General features: G+C 70.5%; 17 protein-coding genes. 6 read left to right on the top strand and 11 right to left on the bottom strand.

Translation table 11 applies throughout. From position 1 onward, the window contains the following. Positions 1 to 1,536, bottom strand: coding sequence for a multiple monosaccharide ABC transporter ATP-binding protein (mmsA, locus tag C6A87_RS10280; protein ID WP_311117127.1), 1,536 nt, complete (start codon positions 1,534 to 1,536; stop codon positions 1 to 3). Further along, positions 1,533 to 2,621: a multiple monosaccharide ABC transporter substrate-binding protein gene (chvE, locus tag C6A87_RS10275; protein WP_311117126.1), complete on the bottom strand. Its 1,089-nt coding sequence runs from the start codon at positions 2,619 to 2,621 to the stop codon at positions 1,533 to 1,535. The genes mmsA and chvE overlap by 4 nt, the downstream gene beginning before the upstream one ends. 156 nt (positions 2,622 to 2,777) lie before the next feature. Here chvE and C6A87_RS10270 point away from each other — a divergent pair, with 156 nt between their 5' ends. The 3 genes from C6A87_RS10270 to C6A87_RS10260 all read left to right on the top strand — a co-directional run bounded on the left by C6A87_RS10270 (position 2,778) and on the right by C6A87_RS10260 (position 6,440). Beyond that, entirely contained in the window at positions 2,778 to 3,827 is a 1,050-nt protein-coding gene (locus tag C6A87_RS10270; protein ID WP_311117125.1) for a LacI family DNA-binding transcriptional regulator, read from the top strand. Positions 3,828 to 4,080: 253 nt separating this feature from the next. Then, on the top strand, positions 4,081 to 5,754 hold the full coding sequence (gene araB / locus C6A87_RS10265; RefSeq protein WP_311117124.1) for a ribulokinase: 1,674 nt from the start codon (positions 4,081 to 4,083) through the stop codon (positions 5,752 to 5,754). Further along, on the top strand, positions 5,751 to 6,440 hold the full coding sequence (locus C6A87_RS10260; protein ID WP_311117123.1) for an L-ribulose-5-phosphate 4-epimerase: 690 nt from the start codon (positions 5,751 to 5,753) through the stop codon (positions 6,438 to 6,440). Before araB ends, C6A87_RS10260 begins: the two co-directional genes overlap by 4 nt. Positions 6,441 to 6,452: 12 nt before the next feature. Here the strand turns inward: C6A87_RS10260 and C6A87_RS10255 are convergent, their stop codons facing one another. The 7 genes from C6A87_RS10255 to C6A87_RS10225 all read right to left on the bottom strand — a co-directional run bounded on the left by C6A87_RS10255 (position 6,453) and on the right by C6A87_RS10225 (position 13,164). Then, positions 6,453 to 7,355 carry a tyrosine recombinase XerC gene (locus C6A87_RS10255; RefSeq protein WP_311117879.1) on the bottom strand — a complete coding sequence of 301 codons (903 nt, stop codon included), beginning with the start codon at positions 7,353 to 7,355 and terminating at the stop codon, positions 6,453 to 6,455. A gap of 68 nt (positions 7,356 to 7,423) precedes the next feature. Further along, entirely contained in the window at positions 7,424 to 8,584 is a 1,161-nt protein-coding gene (locus tag C6A87_RS10250) for a lactate 2-monooxygenase (protein ID WP_311117122.1), read from the bottom strand. A gap of 48 nt (positions 8,585 to 8,632) precedes the next feature. After that, positions 8,633 to 9,475 (bottom strand): siderophore-interacting protein, encoded by an 843-nt coding sequence (locus tag C6A87_RS10245; RefSeq protein ID WP_311117121.1) that lies wholly within the window; start codon positions 9,473 to 9,475, stop codon positions 8,633 to 8,635. 86 nt (positions 9,476 to 9,561) lie between these two features. After that, complete coding sequence (locus tag C6A87_RS10240; RefSeq protein WP_311117120.1) at positions 9,562 to 10,062, bottom strand: DUF302 domain-containing protein; 501 nt, start codon at positions 10,060 to 10,062, stop codon at positions 9,562 to 9,564. Positions 10,063 to 10,166: 104 nt separating this feature from the next. Beyond that, complete coding sequence (dprA, locus tag C6A87_RS10235; protein ID WP_311117119.1) at positions 10,167 to 11,288, bottom strand: DNA-processing protein DprA; 1,122 nt, start codon at positions 11,286 to 11,288, stop codon at positions 10,167 to 10,169. Further along, entirely contained in the window at positions 11,288 to 12,799 is a 1,512-nt protein-coding gene (locus C6A87_RS10230; RefSeq protein WP_311117118.1) for a YifB family Mg chelatase-like AAA ATPase, read from the bottom strand. Before C6A87_RS10230 ends, dprA begins: the two co-directional genes overlap by 1 nt. Next, positions 12,799 to 13,164 (bottom strand): YraN family protein, encoded by a 366-nt coding sequence (locus tag C6A87_RS10225; RefSeq protein ID WP_311117117.1) that lies wholly within the window; start codon positions 13,162 to 13,164, stop codon positions 12,799 to 12,801. The genes C6A87_RS10230 and C6A87_RS10225 overlap by 1 nt, the downstream gene beginning before the upstream one ends. A 192-nt stretch (positions 13,165 to 13,356) precedes the next feature. Here C6A87_RS10225 and aqpZ point away from each other — a divergent pair, with 192 nt between their 5' ends. The 3 genes from aqpZ (at position 13,357) to C6A87_RS10210 (ending at position 17,595) form a co-directional block, all read left to right on the top strand. Continuing rightward, the gene (aqpZ, locus tag C6A87_RS10220; protein ID WP_311117116.1) at positions 13,357 to 14,133 is read left to right on the top strand and encodes an aquaporin Z; all 777 of its coding nucleotides are present in this window, start codon (positions 13,357 to 13,359) and stop codon (positions 14,131 to 14,133) included. An 82-nt stretch (positions 14,134 to 14,215) separates the two neighbouring features. Continuing rightward, the gene (locus C6A87_RS10215) at positions 14,216 to 15,058 is read left to right on the top strand and encodes a DUF1206 domain-containing protein (RefSeq protein WP_311117115.1); all 843 of its coding nucleotides are present in this window, start codon (positions 14,216 to 14,218) and stop codon (positions 15,056 to 15,058) included. Positions 15,059 to 15,099: 41 nt separating this feature from the next. After that, entirely contained in the window at positions 15,100 to 17,595 is a 2,496-nt protein-coding gene (locus C6A87_RS10210) for an AMP-binding protein (protein WP_311117114.1), read from the top strand. Here the strand turns inward: C6A87_RS10210 and C6A87_RS10205 are convergent. Together C6A87_RS10205 and C6A87_RS10200 are read right to left on the bottom strand one after the other, a co-directional pair. Next, positions 17,555 to 18,376, bottom strand: a complete 822-nt coding sequence (locus C6A87_RS10205) for an acyl-CoA thioesterase domain-containing protein (RefSeq protein WP_311117113.1) — start codon at positions 18,374 to 18,376, stop codon at positions 17,555 to 17,557. The two genes, C6A87_RS10210 and C6A87_RS10205, sit on opposite strands and share 41 nt — an antisense overlap. Beyond that, positions 18,373 to 19,581 carry a CoA transferase gene (locus tag C6A87_RS10200; protein WP_311117112.1) on the bottom strand — a complete coding sequence of 403 codons (1,209 nt, stop codon included), beginning with the start codon at positions 19,579 to 19,581 and terminating at the stop codon, positions 18,373 to 18,375. Before C6A87_RS10200 ends, C6A87_RS10205 begins: the two co-directional genes overlap by 4 nt. Positions 19,582 to 19,590: the final 9 nt, after the last annotated feature.

Here is a 19,590-nt window from a genome sequence, read left to right as displayed (position 1 = left end):
TCAGCGTCCTTTCATCATCAGCCGCATCAGGGTTTCCTGATCGGCGCGCTCCCGGTCCACCTCGCCGGTGAGCCGTCCCTGACTGAGCGCGTAGATGCGGTCGCAGAGGCCGAGCAGTTCGGGTAGTTCGGAGGAGATCACGATGACGGCCTTGCCGCGGCCGGCCAGTTCGTTGATGATCTGGTAGATCTCGTATTTGGCGCCGACGTCGATGCCGCGGGTCGGTTCGTCCAGGATCAGGACGTCGGGGTCGGTGAACAGCCACTTGCTCAGTACGACCTTCTGCTGGTTGCCGCCGGAGAGTTTGCCCGCGACCGTCGCCACCGACGCCGTCTTGATCCTCATCGATTCGCAGAACTGTTCGCCCACCGCGGTTTCGGCGCGGAAGTCGATCACCGACCGGTGGCTGATCTTGCCCAGCGACGGGAGCGTGATGCTGGTGGCCACGGAGTCCATCAGGTTCAGCCCGAGCTGTTTGCGGTCCTCGGTCACGTACGCGATGCCGTTGTCGATCGCGGCGGGCACCGTGCTGGTGTTGATCTCGCGCTCGCCCTTGCTGACCCGGCCGCCCACATACCTGCCGTAGGACCGGCCGAACACGCTCATCGCCAACTCGGTGCGGCCTGCGCCCATCAGGCCCGCGATTCCGACGATCTCGCCGGCCCGCACCTCCAGCGACACGTCGTCGACCACCTTGCGGTGCTGGTCGATCGGGTGCAGCACGGTCCAGTTCGACACCGAGAAGGCCACCGGGCCGATCTCACGTTCCGGGCGCGGGGGGAACCGGTGGGTCAGGTCCCGGCCCACCATGCCGCGCACGATCGCGTCCTCGGTCAGCCCGTCGGCGACGCGGACGGTGTCGATGGTGGCGCCGTCGCGCAGAGTGGTCACCGCATCCGCGATCTGCAGGACCTCGTTCAGCTTGTGCGAGATCAGGATCGAGGTCAGTCCGTGCTCGCGCAGGTCGGCGATCAGCTCGAGCAGGTGGCGGCTGTCGGTGTCGTTGAGCGCCGCGGTGGGCTCGTCGAGAATCAGCAGCCGCACGTCCTTGGCCAGGGCCTTGGCGATCTCCACCAGCTGCTGCTTGCCCACCCCGATGTCGGCGACCCGCGTCTGCGGGCTCTCGTCCAGCCCGACCCGCTCGAGCAACTCGGCGGCGCGCACCAGGGTGCGGTCCCAGTCGATGACGCCGAAGCGGCGGATCTCGTTGCCCAGGAACATGTTCTCGGCGATCGACAGGTAGGGCACCAGGGCGAGCTCCTGATGGATGATCGCGATACCGCATTTCTCGCTGGACCGGATGTCTTTGAACTCACACAGGTTTCCGTCGAAGTAGATCTCTCCGCGGTAGCTTCCGTGGGGGTACACGCCGCTGAGGACCTTCATCAGCGTGGACTTGCCCGCCCCGTTCTCGCCGCAAATCGCGTGGATTTCACCGGAGCCGACCCGCAGGTCGACGTCGGCCAGGGCGCGGACCCCGGGGAACTCCTTGGTGATCCCCTTCATCTCCAGCAGCGCCGGCGAGTGCGCCGTCATTGCACCTGCGCCTGCGTGTAGTAGCCGGAGTCGACCAGCACCTGCTCGTAGTTGGTCCTGTCGACGCTCACCGGGTCCAACAGGTGGGCGGGCACCACTTTCACCGCGTTGTCGTAGGTCTCGGTGTCGTTGACCATCGGTTCGCCGCCGGTGAGCACCGCATCGGACATCTGCACCGCGGACTTGGCCAGCTCGCGGGTGTCCTTGAACACCGTCTGCGTCTGTTCGCCCGCCACGATCGACTGCACCGACGCCAGCTCGGCGTCCTGGCCGGTGACCACCGGCAGCGGCCGCGCGGCGTTGCCGTAACCGGCGCTCTTGAGTGCCGAGATCACGCCGCGGGAGATGCCGTCGTAGGGCGAGAGCACCGCGCTGACCGGGACGCTGGTATAGGCCTGACTGAGCAGGTTGTCCATCCGCGACTGGGCGAGCCCGCCGTCCCAGCGCAGGGTGGCGACCTGGTTGAAGTCGGTCTGGCCGCTGCGCACCACCAGCTTGCCGCTGTCGAGGTAGGGCTTGAGCACGCTCATCGCCCCGTCGAAGAAGAAGGTCGCGTTGTTGTCGTCGGGCGAGCCGGCGAACACCTCGATGTTCTGCGGGGCGGGCGCGGTGTCGGGCTTGAGCGTGTCGACGATGTAGCGGGCCTGCAGCACACCGACTTGGAAGTTGTCGAAGGTCGCGTAGTAGTCGACGTTGCCGGTGCCCCGGATCAGCCGGTCGTAGCTGATCACCGGAATGTCGGCGGCCGCGGCGTTCTCCAGGGTGGCGGTCAGGGACGAGCCGTCGATCGGCGCGATGACGAGCAGATCGACGCCCTTGGTGATCATGTTCTCGATCTGTGAGACCTGGTTCTGCACCACGTCGTCGCCGTACTGCAGGTCGGTCTGGTACCCCAGTTCCTGGAACTGGTTGACCATGTTCTGTCCGTCGGCGACCCACCGCTCGGAGGACTTGGTCGGCATCGCGATGCCGATGGTGCCCTTGCCCGCGCCGGAGTCGGCCGTTTCGTCGGCCCTGCCGCAGCCGGCCAGCGCCGCGGCCAGCAGCGCGATCACCACGACCGCCGCCCACTTCAGTTTTCTCATCGACTACCTCCCGAGATTCGGGTCGTCCGCCCACGGAATGTGAGCGTTAACATGCGCGCACAAGTATGTGATGACGCTCACGCGATTGTCAACGGCCTATCGACACGAGGTGGAGCAGACGTCCGTCGCCCGAGGTCGCGGGGCTACATTCGGAACGTGCCAGCAGCCCGCCACGGAGGAACCGGGAGAACCCGAAGCACCGGCCGCCACGTCAGCATGTTCGACGTGGCCCGCCTGGCCGGCGTCTCCCACCAGACCGTCTCGCGAGTGCTCAACGGATCCGAGGCGGTCAAGGAATCGACGCGCCAGCGGGTCACCGAGGCGATCGACCAACTGGGCTACCGCCGCAACATGGCCGCACGCGCGCTCGTCACCCGCCGGACCGCCACCATCGGTGTCATCTGCTTCAACACCACGCTTTTCGGGCCGGCGAGCATGCTCTACGCGATCGAGCAGGCCGCCACCGAGGCGGGCTTCTTCGTCAGCGTCGCCACCGACTCGACCGTCGACAGCACCACCCTTCCCCGCGCGTTGAACCGCCTGGTGGAACAGTCGGTGGAAGGCGTGATCGTGATCGCGCCGCTGGCGGCCAACCGGGAAGCCCTACGCACGCTGCGCAACCCGGTGCCCGTCGTCGCCGTGGACGCCGCGGCGGGCCTGGGCATTCCGGTCGTCGGCGTCGACCATGCCGACGGCGCCCGCCAGATGACCCGCCACCTGCTCGAGGCCGGCGCCGCCACGGTGTGGCACATCTCCGGCGAAGCGGAATGGGCCGAGACCGATGCCCGGCTCGAGGGCTGGCGCAGCGAACTCATCGCCCAGGGGCGCGAGGTGCCCGAGCCGTTGCACGGCGATTGGACGCCACGCTCGGGCTATGCGGCCGGGCGGCGACTCGGCGCCGACCCCGCCGTCGACGCGGTCTTCGTCGCCAACGACCAGATGGCGCTCGGCGTGCTGCGCGGGCTGGCCGATTCGGGTCGCCGGGTGCCGGACGACGTGCTGGTCGGCGGCTTCGACGACATTCCCGAGGCCGAGTACTTCTGCCCACCGTTGACCACGGTGCGCCAGGACTTCACGTCGGTGGGCCGACGCAGCGTGGACCTGCTGCTCGAGGTGATCGAGCGGGGACCCGAGGACCCGTCGTCCACCGCGAGCGCGGTCATCCCCGCCGAACTCGTCGTCCGGCAGAGCTCCCGGCGCAGCTGAACCGAGCGGCTCGGCACCCGCCCACCTCACGCGTCACACATATCCACGGTCGGCAGAGAAAGTGCGAGAACTCCCCTGCACAACGTGGATAGCTGTGACCCCTGGGACTCACCCACCCCCGCCCGAGCGGCAGACCCGTTGACCGCCGAGGAATGTTATCGCTAACATGTGAGCGTTAACACACTGAGCCCGCAAAGGTGATCCGTATGCCGCTCCCTCGCCCCACCGCATCACCCGACCGCCCCGGTGCGCCGTGAGCAGCGCCGAGAAGTACACCGTTGGAGTGGATTTCGGCACCTTGTCCGGGCGCGCGCTGGTGGTCCGGGTGTCCGACGGCAGCGAGCTCGGCAGCGCCGAGCACCGCTACCCGCACGCGGTGATCACCGACCACCTGCCCGGGCACCCCGGCACCGTCCTGCCGCCGGACTACGCACTGCAGGTGCCTGCCGACTACGTCGAGGTACTGCGCACCGCCGTGCCCGCCGCGGTGTGGAACGCCGGCGTCGACCCCGCCGACGTCATTGGGCTGGCCACCGACTTCACCGCCTGCACGATGGTCCCGACGCGCCACGACGGCACGCCGCTGTGTGACCTCGACGAGTGGCGCGACCGCAGGCACGCCTACGCCAAACTGTGGCGCCACCACGCCGCGCAACCGCAGGCCGACCGCATCAACCGGCTCGCCGCGCAGCGCGGGGAGCCGTGGCTGCCGCGCTACGGCGGGCTGATCTCCAGCGAGTGGGAGTTCGCCAAGGCCCTGGAGATCCTCGACGAGGATCCCGAGCTCTACGCCGCCGTCGACCGCTGGGTGGAGGCCGCGGACTGGATCGTCTGGCAGCTCTGCGGCACCTACGTGCGCAACGTCTGCACGGCCGGCTACAAGGCCATCCGCCAGGACGGCCGCTACCCGTCGCGGGACTTCCTGGCCGCGCTGGACCCGGAGTTCGCCGACGTCGTCGCCGACAAGATCGACCAGCCGATCGGGCGCCTCGGCGACCGGGCCGGCGGCCTCACCGCCGAGGCGGCCGCATGGACCGGGCTTCCCGAGGGCACGCCGGTCGCGGTCGGCAACGTCGACGCCCACGTCACCGCCGCCGCGGCCGACGCCCTCGATCCGGGCCGACTGGTCGCGATCATGGGCACCTCCACCTGTCACGTGGTCAACGCCGATGTGATGCAGCCGGTCCCGGGCATGTGCGGCGTCGTCGACGGCGGCATCGTGGAGGGCCTGTGGGGTTACGAGGCCGGGCAGTCCGGGGTGGGTGACATCTTCGCGTGGTTCGTCGAACAGTGCGTGCCGGGCCGGTACGAGCAGCAGGCCGCCGAGGCCGGCCGCACGCTGCACGAGCACCTCACCGCGCTGGCCTCGACCCAGGAGGTGGGCCGGGACGGACTGATCGCACTGGACTGGCACAGCGGCAACCGGTCGGTGCTCGTCGACCATCACCTGTCGGGGGTGATCGTCGGCCAGACCCTGGCGACCACGTGCGTCGACCAGTACCGGGCGCTGCTCGAAGCCACCGCGTTCGGCACCCGGGTGATCGTGGAAACACTGCAGCGCCAAGGTGTCCCGATCATCGAGCTGGTGGTGGCCGGCGGACTGGTGAAGAACAGCCTGCTGATGCAGATCTATGCCGACGTCACCGGGCTGCCGCTGTCGTGCGTGGAGTCGGCTCAGGCGCCCGCGCTCGGCGCGGCCATCCACGCCGCCACGGCCGCGGGCGCGTACCCGTCGGTGCGCGAGGCGGCCGCGCACATGGGACGGCGCAGGCAGCGCGCGTTCCTGCCGATACCGGCCAACGTGGAGCGCTACGACGCGCTCTACGCCAAGTACCTGGAACTGCACGATTACTTCGGACGGGAGAACGCGATGATGCGCGAGCTGCGCGAGGCGGACCGGCACCGGCAGGTGGGGGCGCTGACATGACCATCGCCCAACCCACCGAGGTGCACGACGCGATCGCGGCGCTGCGCGATCAGCTGTGCACGCTGCACGCCGAGCTCACCCGCTACCAGTTGGTGATCTGGACTGCGGGCAACGTCTCGGCACGGGTGCCGGGCACCGATCTGATGGTGATCAAACCCTCAGGGGTGTCCTACGATTCGCTGACCCCGGAGCACATGGTGGTCTGCGATCTGGAAGGCAGGCAGGTGTCCGGGGACCTCTCCCCGTCCTCGGACACCGCCGCCCACGCCTACGTGTACCGGCACATGCCCGACGTCGGCGGCGTGGTGCACACCCACTCGACCTACGCCACGGCGTGGGCCGCGCGCGGCGAGCCGATCCCGTGCGTGCTGACGATGATCGCCGACGAGTTCGGCGGAGACATCCCGGTCGGGCCGTTCGCGGTCATCGGCGACGACTCGATCGGGCAGGGCATCGTGGCGACCCTGGCCCAGAGCAACTCCCCGGCGGTGCTGATGCGCAACCACGGTCCGTTCACCATCGGCCGCACCGCGCACGCCGCGGTGAAGGCCGCGGTGATGCTGGAGGACGTCGCGCGCACCGTGCACATCAGCAGGCAACTCGGCACTCCGGTGCCGATCGGGACCGACGACATCGACCGGCTGCACCGCCGGTACCAGAACGTCTACGGGCAGGGCGGCGCCTGACCGGCCCGCCCGTCAGGCGCGCGGGTGCGCCTGGTCGTGCACGGCGCGCAGCCGCGCGACGGTGACGTGGGTGTAGAGCTGGGTGGTGGCCAGCGTCGAATGGCCGAGCAGTTCCTGCACGACGCGCAGGTCGGCGCCGCCCTCGAGCAGGTGGGTGGCGGCGCTGTGCCGCAGCCCGTGCGGGCCGATGTCCGGCGCGCCGGCGACCGCGGACATGGTCTGGTGCACGACGGTGCGCGCCTGCCTGGGATCGAGGCGGCCGCCGCGGGCGCCGAGCAGCAGCGCCGCACCCGAGTCGGCGGTGGCCAGCCCGGGCCGGCCCTCGGTCAGCCACGCGGTCAGCGCGGCGTGCGCGGGTTCGCCGAAGGGCACGGTGCGCTGCTTGTTCCCCTTGCCCAGCACCCGCAGCAGCCGGCGGGAGGTGTCGACGTCGTCGACGTCCAGCCCGCACAGCTCGCTGACCCGGATGCCGGTCGCGTAGAGCATCTCGACGATCAGCCGGTCCCGCAGGGCAAGTGGATCACCTTGTTCGGCACCGGATTTCGCGGCCTCCATGGCGTCCCGGGCCTGATCCTGGCGCAGTACCGCGGGCAGCGTGCGGCGGGCCTTGGGCACCTGCAGCCGGGTCGCGGGATCCTCGGCCAGCAGGCCTTTGCGCAGCGCCCACGCGGTGAACGTCTTCACCGCCGAGGTGCGCCGGGCCAGCGTCGAGCGTGCTGCCCCCGCCGACGCCTGGGCTGCCAGCCAGGACCGCAGCACCGGCAACGTCAGCGCGCTCGGGCCCGCGCCGGGTCGGCGTTCGGCGAGGAAGCCGAACAGCGACCGCAGATCGCCCAGATAGGCGCGTCGGGTGTGGTCGGAGCGGCCGCGCTCGAGCGCGAGGTACTCGTCGAACTCTTCGAGGTAGGCCTCGATCACCGGGTCGCTGCGCTCCTGCCTGCCGGTCTCCACGCCCCTACCGTGGCAGAACCGGGTCCGGCGGCTCAGAGGACGCGCCGCACCGTGTCCGGAGTGAGATCCGCCAGGGTCGGATAGCCGTCGACGGCCATGATCAGGTCGGTCTCGGCCAGCAGCGAACGCAGCACGTGCACGAGCCCGTCCTCACCGCCGCCCGCGAGGCCGTAGGCATAGGGCCGGCCGACCCCGACGGCGGTGGCGCCGAGGGCGAGGGCCTTGACGATGTCGGCGCCGCTGCGGATCCCCGAGTCGAACAGCACCGGCAGGCCGTCGGCGGCCGCCACGACGCCGGGCAGGCAGTCCAGCGCGGGCAGTCCCCCGTTGGCCTGACGTCCGCCGTGGGTCGAGCAGTAGATCCCGTCGACGCCGGCGTCTTTGGCGCGGCGTACGTCGTCGGGGTGGCACAGCCCCTTGAGCACCAGCGGCAGGTCGGTGAGCGACCGCAGCCACGGCAGATCGTCCCAGGTCAGCGGATTGCCGAACAGGCCAACCCATTTGAGGACGGCGGCTTGCATGTTCTCCTCCGGCGGCTGGGCCAGGGACGCGCGGAAGACGGGATCGCTGGTGTAGTTGGCCAGGCAGCGGCCGCGCAGCTGGGGGAAGTTCGACATCGCCAGGTCGCGCGGTCGCCAGCCCGGGATCCAGGTGTCCAGCGTGACGATGATCGCCTTGTAGCCGGCGGCTTCGGCGCGGTGCACCAGGCTCGCGGCCAGGTCCCGGTCGGTCGGGGTGTAGAGTTGGAAGAAGCCCGGGGTGTCGCCGAACTGGGCGGCGACGTCCTCCAGCGGGTCTTCGGTGAGGGTGGACACCGTCATCGGGACGCCGGTGCGGGCGGCGGCGCGGGCGGTCACCAGGTCTCCGTGGCCGTTCTGCGAGCAGATGCCGATGACGCCGATGGGCGCCATGAACAGCGGTGAGGGCAGGGTCATCCCGAACAGGTCGACGGTCAGGTCACGTTCGGTGGCGCCGACGAGCATCCGCGGGATCAGACCCCAGCCGTCGAACGCGGTGCGATTGGCGCGCTGGGTCTGCTCGTCACCGGCTCCACCGACCACATACGACCAGACCGACGGCGGCATCGCCGATTCGGCCTTGGCCTCCCAGCCGGCGTAGTCCATCGGGAAGTCGGGCAGGATGCCGGACAGGCCCTGGAGATAGATCTCGAACTGGTAGTTACCGAACGTCATGGGTCCCAGCGTGCCATCGCCGGGCGGCGCCCCCCGCCATTCGGGCCGCTATGTCGACTCGGCTTCGGCGAGTTCGCGTTTCCACTGCCGGAAGGTCTCCTCGGTGCGTCCGCGCCGCCAGTACCCGGAGATCGAGGCCCACTTGGCGTCCACTCCGCGTTCCTTGCGGATGTAGGGCCGCAGGTTGTGCATCACGGTCTGCGCCTCGCCGTGGATGAACACCTGCACCTGCCCCGGCAGCCAGGGGGTCTCCTTGACCGCCGCGATCAGCGGGGCGTGGTCGCCGGCGATCTCCTCGGGGACCAGGTCGGCCCGGCCGCCGCGATAGATCCACGACACGTGGACGCCGGCGGGCGCGCTCAGCTCGATCGCGTCCTCCGGGTGGGCGACCTCGATGAGCACGTTGCCGACCGCATCCTCGGGCAGGCCTTCCAGCGCGACGCTGATCGCCGGCACCGCGGACTCGTCGCCGGCGAACAGGTACCAGTCGGCGGCGGGGTCGGGGCTGTAGGCGCCGCTGGGGCCCATCACGAACAGCCGCTGTCCCGGGGTGGCGTTGGCGGCCCACGGCCCGGCGACGCCGTGTTCGCCGTGCACGACGAAGTCGATGGTCAGTTCCCGGCGTTCGGGGTCGGCCCGGCGGACGGTGTAGGTCCGCACGGTGGGCTGCCGCGCCGGCGGCAGCGCGTTGAAGCTGTCCAGGGTCAGCGGTTGCTGGAGTTCGGAGACGTCGACGTCGTCGGCGACGAACACCAACTTCACGTACGAGTCCGTGTACTGACTGGGGGTGAACGTGTCGAAACCCTTGCCGCCGAGTACGACTCGCACGACATGGGGGGCCAGTTGCTCGGTACGTACCACCTCGAAGGTGTGCACGGGACGTCCTGCCACTTCACTTCCTTTGCTACTAGCTGTCCTTGACGACTATACGAGCGAAGGCCACCGCACCGCGGCCTCCCCGGTCGGACGGTTACCCGCTATGTGACCGCCGACGCCAGCGCCGCGAGTTTCACGTCGAGTTCGCGGGCCGCGGCCGACAACTCCGCATTCGGTGTGACCACCATCAGTGTCGACGGTTGCACGTAGGTGAGGCTGCTGCGGTCTGCGGGCTCGTCGGCGAGGAGCAGTTCGACAGGCGCGAACAACCCTGCGGTCACGTCGTGGCGCAGCATGGTGATCGCGATCAGCGGATTGCCGATGATCACCCGCAGCACCTTCCGCTCGATGCCCGCCTTGGTGATCCAGCCGCCGTGATCGAGGGTCGCGAACAGCATGAAGCCGTGCGGCCCGACGTGCGGTTCGACGCGCGCGCGGTAGTCGGTCCAGTCGGCCGATGCCGCGGCGATGTCCTCGATCCGCACCGGTGTGTCGCCGACGTCGGCCATCAGCGCCCGAACGAGTGCGTCGAACGATTTCTCGCTCTCGTGCCGGACCCGCACGCCGTGGAACGGAATCCTTTGCGGCACAGTGTCGGACATCGTCTCTCCCTCATGGCGGGCCTGGCAGTCGGCGTCACGTCGGCGTCGAGGGCTCACCCTGGGCTCAACGCCCACGGCCGGCGTTTTCATTTCGCGGCCCATGCTCAGGCCAATCGCCACTGGCCCTCCTCGCACTCGACGAGACCGTCGATCTCCATCAGCGCCAGTGGGCCCAACACCTGCTCGGGCGCCACCCCCGCGCTGACGGCGATCTCGTCGACGGTGCGGGCGCCGCGCCGCGGCAACGCCTCGTAGACCTGACGCTGTACCCCGCTCAGGTGATCCAACGGGGTGACCGGATGCTCCGGGTCGGCGGCCAGTTCACCGATGCGTCCCATCACCTCGACGATCTCCGGTGCGCGCGTCACCAGCACGGTGTCTTTCCGGCGAAGCAGGTCGTGACACCCCGCCGACGCGGCCGAGGTCACCGGCCCGGGCACCGCACACACCTGCCGGCCCAACGACCGCGCCCAGGCCGCGGTGTTGGCCGCGCCGCTGCGCAGCCCCGCCTCGACCACCACCGTCGCGCCGGTCAGCGCGGCCACCAGTCGGTTACGCGTCAGGAACCGGTGCCGCGCCGGCCGCACACCCGGCGGGTACTCGCTGACCACCAGGCCGTTGCGCGCGATGCGGTGCAACAGCGCCGAATGCCCGGCCGGATACGGCACGTCGACACCGCACGCCAGCACCCCGACGGTCTGGCCGTCCGACCCCAGCGCCGCCCGGTGGGCCGCACCGTCGATGCCGTACGCACCCCCGGACACCACCGCGACGTCGCGCTGCACCAATCCCGCGGCGAAGTCTGCGGCGATGTACTCGCCGTAGGCCGTCGCCGCGCGTGTCCCGACGATCGCGACGCTCCGTTCGGTGAGGTCGGCCAGATGCGCAGGGCCCAGCACCCACAGCACGAGCGGCGTCCGCCCCTGCGGCCGTTCGTTGTGGTCCACTCCGGCGAACGACCGGAATGCCAGCGTCGGCCACTCCTGGTCCTCGTCGGTCAGCAGCCGCCCGCCCATCCGGTCCAGGATCTCCAGATCGGTTGCCGCGCAGTCGATGGCATGTCTGGCTTCGGTGGCGCGTAGCAGGTCGTCCCCGACGTCGCGGCGACGGATGCGCTCGGCGGCCGCGACCGCCCCCACCTCGGACACCAGCTCGGCCAGTGCCGGATTGGGCGGTTCGACCACCCGGGACAGATAGGCCCATGCCCGGCGTGTGGTCTCGTCCATCAGAAGCCTCGTCCCTGCCGGAAACTCATCGCGGTGGCGACGTCGTCGAGGTTCGGTGTGGTGCGACCGGCCAGATCGCCCAATGTCCATGCGACGCGCATCGCCCGGTCCATGCCGCGGATGCTCATCGTTCCGCGGTCCACCGCCGCGCGCAGCGGCTTCATCGCCTGCGGGCTCAGCCGGAACCGGCGTCGCAGCAGGGATCCGCTGACCTCGGCGTTCGTGGTGATCCCGTACGGACGCCAGCGGTCCTCGGCCGCCGCCCGGGCCGCCCAGACACGCTGGCGGACAACCGAAGTCGGCTCACCCTCCTGATCGGTGAACGTTCCCTCCCGCGACGCGTGCATCTCCACCCGCAGATCCACCCGGTCGACCAGCGGCCCGGACAGCTTGCTGCGGTAGCGCCGCTTCTCGGCCACCCCGCAGATGCAGTCGCGCGGGTCGGGCGGCGCGCACGGACAGATGTTCGCGGCCAGGACCAACTGGAAACGGCACCGGTAGCATGCGACACCGTCGCGGCGGGCCAGCCGGATCTCGCCGTCCTCCAACGGGGTTCGCAGCGCCTCCAGCACCGCCGAGTTGATCTCGGCGAACTCGTCGAGGAACAGCACGCCGCGGTGGGCCCGGCTGACCGCGCCGGGACGCGCCATCCCGGAGCCGCCGCCGACCAGCGCGGCGACACTGGTGGTGTGGTGCGGGGCCACGAACGGCGGGCGGGTGATCAGCGGCGCGTCACCGGCCAGCAGACCCGCGACCGAGTGAATCGCGGTGACCTCCAGCGACTCGGCATCCGACAACGGCGGCAGCAGGCCCGGAAGCCGTTGCGCCAGCATGGTTTTCCCGACTCCGGGCGGGCCGGTCAGCAACAGGTTGTGCGCGCCTGCTGCGGCCACCTCGACGGCGTAGCGGGCCTGGGTCTGGCCGACCACATCGGCGAGGTCGGGCACCTCCTCGGGAACCTGCGGTGGATGCTCGACCGGCCGCTCCAGATCCCCTTTGCCGGCCAGCCACGCGTGCAGCTGCCGCAGCGTGCGCACACCCCACACCTCGATGCCGTCGACGAGACTGGCCTCGGCCACGTTGGCCAGCGGCACCACCGCCGCGGGCCAGCCCTGCCGCTGGGCGGCCAGCACGGCGGGCAGTACGCCCTTGATCGGGCGCACCCGCCCGTCGAGGGCCAGCTCGCCGAGCAGCACCGTCTTCTCCAGCCGCGGCCAGGACTTCTTCTGGTCGGCCGACAACACCGCCGCGGCCAGCGCGATGTCGTAGACCGAACCCATCTTCGGCAACGTCGCCGGCGACAACGCCAGCGTCAGCCGCACCATCGGCCACTGGAAGCCGCAGTTGCCGATCGCCGCGCGGACCCGGTCCCGCGACTCCCGCAGCGCGGCGTCGGCCAACCCGACCAGGTACACCCCCGGCAGGCCCGAGGAGATGTCGGCCTCGATCTCCACTATCTCGCCCTCGACTCCGCGCACCGCCACCGAGAACGCCCGTCCCAGCGTCGCCATCACCCCACCCCCTTGATGTGGGTGAGCTCCGGGGTGCGGCGCCGCCCGATCCGCACGGTGATCACGTCGACGCGCACCGCGGCCCAACGCTCGCTCTGGCCGGCCAGCCACAGCCCGGCCAGGCGCCGCAGCCGGCGCACCTTGGCCGGGGTCACCGCCTCGGCCACCCCGCCGAAGCGCTCGGTGGTGCGGGTCTTGATCTCGACGAACACCAACTCGCGCCCGTCGGCGGCGATCACGTCCAACTCCCCGTAGCGGCACCGCCAGTTGCGCGCCAGCACCCGCAAGCCGAGCCCCTGCAGGTAGTCCACCGCCACCTGCTCACCCCACGCGCCGAGTTCGGCGCGACTCTCTGTTCCGGTCATACCGACACGCTGCGCACCGCGGCCGACAAAACCGCCCGTCCATCCCCAGAGCCGAATCCATCCACAGATAGAGCGCATTTGTAGGAATCGACAGTTTCTGTGAGAGGACGTTTCCGGCCTATCTGCCCCCGCTGCCCCGGCACGGGTGTCACGCTGGGAGCACACCCCATTCCTCGACGAGCGGCGGCAGCCATGCGCGATCCCAAGCTCTTCCATCGATTGGCCGCCGAGTTCATCGGGACGTTCTGGCTGGTACTCGGCGGCTGTGGCAGTGCGGTGTTCGCCGCGACCGTCCAGACCGACGGCGGCTTCCCGGTGGGCATCGGGTTCGCCGGCGTCGCACTGGCGTTCGGCCTCACGGTGCTCACCGGCGTCTACGCGTTCGGCACCATCTCCGGCGGACACTTCAACCCCGCGGTCACCCTCGGTGCGGCGCTCGCGCGGCGCGTGGAGTGGAAGATGGTGCCGTCCTACTGGGCCGTGCAGGTGCTCGGCGGCCTCCTCGGCGGGCTGGTGATCTACGTGGTGGCCAGCGGCAGGCCCGGGTGGACGGCGGCCGGGAACATGGCCGCCAACGGGTACGGCGCCAACTCCCCCGCCGGGTACACGCTGTGGACGGTGCTCCTCGCCGAGGTCGTGCTGACCTTCATGTTCCTGCTCGTCATCCTCGGCTCCACCGACGACCGCGGCCCCAAGGGATTCGCCGGGCTCGCGATCGGCCTGACGCTGACGCTCATCCACCTCATCTCGATCCCGATCTCCAACACATCGGTCAACCCGGCCCGCTCCACCGGTGTCGCGTTCTTCAACGGCGACGGCGCACCTGCGCAGTTGTGGCTGTTCTGGCTCGCCCCGCTGGTCGGCGCCGCCATCGCCGGCCTGGCCTACCCCTACCTGTTCGGCTACCGGGAGGAACTGGCCGACCGGCCCGTGCGCGACGACGCGCTCGACCTGCCCGGCAGCCGCTGACGCCGGCACCCAGCGCCGCACCAGCAGTTTCACCGGCGTCAAATTTGGGGAACCCGGGACCATCACCGACCAGGAGGACCTGATGGCCGCCCGAACTTCAGCAGCATCGCTGCACCGCTCCGCCCACGGCGCCGCCGACCGGGCGACCGACAACAACGCGTTCGAATACCTGGCCCGGGCGGGTTTCGCGGCCAGCGGCGTGCTGCACCTTCTCGTCGGCTTCATCATCGCCAGATTGGCGTTCGTGGGCGGCGGTGGCAGCGCCGACCAATCCGGCGCGCTGGCCGAGCTGTCCAGTCAGACCGGCGGCACGATCATCCTGTGGGCCGCCGTGGCCGGTCTGGTGGCCCTGGGACTGTGGCGGGTGGCCGAAGCGGTGATCGGCGCCAAGCCCGGGGAGAGTTCCGGCCGCAAAGGTGACAATCCCGCGTGGAAACGCGGCAAGGCACTCGCCCTGGCGGTCGTCAACTTCGCGATCGCCTTCTCGGCCGCGCGCTACGCGATGGGCACCGGGCAGTCCAGCTCCCAGCAGAACGCCGGCCTGTCCGCGCAGTTGATGCAGTCCGGCTGGGGCAAGGCGCTCCTGATCGCCGTCGGCATCGGCGTCATCGCGGTCGGCGCCTACCACGTGTACAAGGGCGTGTCCGAGAAGTTCCTCGACGACCTGCGGGTCTCCGGCGGCACCGCGATCACCGCCGTCGGCATCACCGGCTACGTGGCCAAGGGCCTGGTGCTGGCCGGCGCAGGCCTGCTCGTGGTGATCGCCACCCTGCAGGCCGATCCGTCCAAGGCCACCGGTCTGGACGCCGCGGTCAAGACGCTGGGTTCCGCTCCGTTCGGCAAGGCGCTGCTGATCGCGGCGGCGCTGGGCATCGCCGCGTTCGGCGCCTACAGCTTCGTGCGGAGCCGCTACAGCCGGATGTGACCACCCGGGAGCGCGGATGAGGCGAGGGTATCCTCACCCGGATGAGCTCGCTGGTGGATCGGCTGCGCGGTCACGGTGACCGCCCGGCGGTGCTCACCGCCGACGAGCAGATCGACTACCGCGAGCTCGCCTCCCGGGTTCAGGATTTCGCCCACACACTGGGCACACGGCGCCGGCTGATCCTGCTGGAGACCCGCAACGACCTGACGACGCTGGTGCGCTACCTCGGCGCCCTCGCCGGCGGCCACGTGGTGCTGCCCGTGCCCGACGGCCGCGACCACGCCGCGATGCTCGCGGCGTACCGCCCTGACGTCGTGATCGACGCCGCGGGCGTGCACGTCCACTCCGATGCCGCGCACGTGCTGCACGACGACCTGGCGCTGCTGATGTCGACGTCCGGCAGTACCGGCTCGCCGAAGCTGGTCCGGCTCTCCCGCACCAATCTGCTGGCCAATGCCGCGTCGATCGCCGAGTACCTACAGATCCGGGACACCGACCGCGCGGCGACGACGCTGCCGATGTCGTACTGCTACGGCCTGTCGGTCATTCACAGTCACCTGCTGGTGGGGGCGGCGCTGATCCTGACCGAGCGCTCGGTCGCCGACGACGAGTTCTGGCAGCTGTTCACCCGCCACCGCGGCACCACCTTCGCCGGTGTCCCGTACACGTTCGAGCTTCTCGACGGGATCGGCTTCGAATCCAAGACCCTCCCGCACCTGCGCTATATCACCCAGGCCGGCGGCCGGATGCCGCCCGGACGGGTCCGCAGGTACGCCGCGCTGGGCGCCCGCCGCGGCTGGCAGCTGTTCGTGATGTACGGGGCCACCGAGGCGACCGCCCGCATGGCGTACCTGCCGCCGGATCTCGCGCTGACCCGCAGCACTGCGATCGGCCGCCCGGTGCCCGGCGGGTCCTTCGCCATCGAACCGACCGACGAATGGCCCGAACCCGGCGTCGGCGAGCTGGTGTACCGCGGCGCCAACGTGATGATGGGCTACGCCCACGGTCCCGCCGATCTCGCCGACGGCCCGGGCCTCGACGTGCTGCGCACCGGCGACATCGCCCGCCGCGGCGACGACGGCCTGTACGAGGTCGTCGGCCGCAGAAGCCGGTTCGTCAAGATGTACGGGCTGCGCATCGACCTGCAGCAACTGGAGGCCACGCTCGACGCGGCCGGCGTGCGCGCGCTGTGCACCGACAACGGCGACCGCCTCGCGGTGGTCGCGGTCGCCGGGCACGATCCCGGCGTGCTGCGCCGGACCGCGGCCCGCGCCGCCGGGGTGCCCGCGGCCGCGGTGGACGCGGTGTGCGTGCCGGAGCTGCCCAAGCTCCCCTCCGGCAAGCCGGACTACCCGAGCGCCCGCATGCTGGCCGCCGACGCGCCCGCACCCGCCCGGCATGACGGGGACCTGCGCCGGATGTACGCCGACGTGCTGTTGCTCGACCCGGCCGACGTCGACGACGACGCCTCCTTCGTCGACCTGGGCGGCAACTCGCTGAACTACGTGACGATGTCGGCGCGGCTGGAACGCGCACTCGGCCGGCTGCCCGTCGACTGGCCGCAGCTGTCGATACGTACGTTGCAGAACCTGCCCGCCCCGAAGCGCGGCCGGTGGCCGTCCTGGGGTTCCACGCTGGAAACGAGTGTGGCGTTGCGCGCGCTCGCGATCGTGTTGATCGTCGGCTCGCACGCCGAGCTCTTCGAGCTGTGGGGCGGGGCGCACATCCTGCTCGGGGCGGCCGGCTACAACTTCGGCCGGTTCTGCCTGACCCCACTGCCCCGGCCCACCCGCATCAGGCACCTGCGCACCACGATCGCCTGGGTCGCGATCCCGTCGGTGTTGTGGGTGTCGTTCGCGCTGATCGTCACCGACGACTACCACGCCTCGAACCTGTTGCTGGCCAACAAGATCCTCGGACCGCACGACAGCATGACCGCCGGACGGCTGTGGTTCGTGGAAGTGATCGTGTGGACGCTGATCGCGCTGGCGCTGCTGTTCTGTGTGCCGGCGATGGACCGGCTGGAACGTCGGCACCCGTTCCACCTCGCGATGGCGTTCCTGGCGCTGGGACTGGTGTTGCGCTACGACCTGGCGGGGCTCGACGTCCGCGAGGCGGCGTTCACCGTGCTCGCGTTCTGGTTCTTCGCGGCGGGCTGGGCCGCCGCCAAGGCCACCACCACCTGGCAGCGGGCGGCGGTGACCGCGGTGTTGTTCGTCGGTCTGCACGGCTACTTCGACGACACGCTGCGCCAGCTGATGGTCTTCACCGGGCTCGCACTGTTGATCTGGTTGCCGTCGGTGCGCTGCCCGTCGGGGGTCGCCGCGGTCGCAGGCGTGATCGCCGAGGCGTCGCTGTACATCTACCTGACGCACTACCAGGTCTATCCGTTGTTCGGCAGCCACGAACTGGTGGGCGTGGTCGCCGCGATCGTCGTCGGCATCACGGTCTCCGCGGCGGTGACGCTGGCCCGGCAGTGGTGGCGCGACCGCAGGCTCAGCCCGTCGGCCCCGGCGCAGGTTCCCGCTCTGCGATGAGCCCCTCCTGAACCAGGGTGGCCGCGACGAGACCGTCGGCGCGGATCAGGCTGGCGGTCACCACGCCTCGCCCGCGCGCCGCCGCCGGTGACCCGCACTCGAGCAGATTCCACTCGTCGGCGCGCAGCCCGCGGTGAAACCACACCGACGAATCGGTGGTGCCGCTGCGGTGGGTCCGCGCCCGCATCGAATGGCCGTGCACCTGCAGCGCCGGGTCGATCAGATACACGTCGGTGACGTAGACGGCGATCACCGTGTGCAGCAGTTCGTCGTCGGGCAGGTCGACGGTGGCCCGCCACCACAGCCGCCGGACGAAGTCCTGCCCGGAGCCCTCGTCGGCGACGCGCAGGTCGAGTTCGTCGAGCGGCAACGACGGGGCCGGGCCGGCCGGACCGGTCCTGGGCAGCCCGTCGGGGTCCATGCCGGCAAGGTCGCGGCGGCCGTGCTCGGGCCCGGGCAGCGCGGCCGCGAACGACACGGTCGCGGTCGTCAGGTGGCGTCCGTGCTGGTGGGCGTCGACTCGGCGCGACGCCGCGGTGCGCCCGTCGTGGATCTGCTGCACCCGGTAGTCGACCGGGTCACCGGCCTCGCCGCCGCGCAGGAACTGCAGGTGCATCGCGGTCGGCGCCTTGGCGCTCGGCACGGTGCGGGCTGCCGCGGCCAGGCTCTGGGCCGCCAGCTGGCCGCCGTAGGCCCGCTTGCCCACCGGCCCGGAAGCGCGCCCCTGCCAGTCGCCCCGCCCGGTCTCGGTGACGTCGAGCAGATCGCGCAGCGTGCTCACGCGACGGTGCCCGACCCGTACAGGTCGTCGATCCGGCCGCGTTCCAGGGAGAGCCAGTCCCCCAGGACCGCGGCGGTGTCGTCGCCGAGGGCCGGGGCGGGGACCGCCGGCGGGTACGCGCCGTCGATCGACACCGGCAACCCCGCGGCGAGATGGCGGCCCACCCGCGGCTGGTCGAGGTCGGTGAAGAGCGGGTTCTCGGTCACCCGCGGGTCGACGGCCGTCTCCCCGAAGCTCTGGTAGCGCTCCCACAACACCGAGGTCTGCGACAGCGCGGCGGCGACCTCGGCCCCGGTGTGCGTGCTGAACCACTCGGCGAACAACGCGCTCAACGCTTCTCGGTGCCGGTACCGCTGACCTTCGTCGGAGAAGTCCGCGCCCAGTGAATCCGCCAGCGCGGCAACGGCTTCGGTGGTGCCGGTGAGGTTCGTCAGGTCGCGGAAGTGGCGGCCGGTCAGCGCGACGACCATGTAGGACACGCCGTCGCTGCTGGTGAAGTTCTGCCCGTAGGTGCCGTAGACGGCGTTGCCGATGCGTTGCCGCGAGGTGCCGTTGACCATCGCTTCGGTGAGCAGGCTGAGGTTGCCGGCCGTCGCCAGCGCCACGTTCTCCAGCGGAATGCTGATCTGCTGGCCGGCTCCGGTGGCGTCGCGGTGGCGCAGTGCGGTGACCACCGACAGCGCCGCGTACAGGCCGCACGAGACGTCCCATGCGGGCAGCACGTGGTTGACGGGTGTGGTCAGTTCGGCGGGGCCGGTCACCATCGGAAAGCCGATGGCGGCGTTGACCGTGTAGTCGACGCCGGTGCCGCCGTCGTGGCGTCCGGACACCTCGACATGGATCAGGTCGGACCGGACGCGGCTCAGTGTCTCGTACGAATGCCACTGCCGTCCGGCCACATTGGTGATGAACACCCCGCTCTCGGCGATCAGCCGGGTGACCAGTTCCTGTCCGGCGTCGGAGCGCATGTCGACCGCCAGCGACCGCTTGCCCTTGTTGAGCCCGGCCCAGTAGATGCTGTCGCCGGATTCGGTGAGCGGCCAGCGCTTGTAGTCCGCGGCCCCGCCGACCGGGTCGACGCGCACCACCTCGGCGCCCAATTGAGCCAATGTCATGCCCGCCAACGGGACTGCGACGAAGCTGGAGATCTCCACGACGCGCACTCCGGCCAGCGGCCGGGCCGGATCAGGCGCTGGTTCGGTCATCCGCTCAAG

The organism is Mycobacterium sp. ITM-2016-00317 (assembly GCF_002968295.1).
In the GTDB taxonomy this organism is placed as follows: domain Bacteria; phylum Actinomycetota; class Actinomycetes; order Mycobacteriales; family Mycobacteriaceae; genus Mycobacterium.
This window is presented reverse-complemented; position numbering and strand designations above follow the sequence as displayed.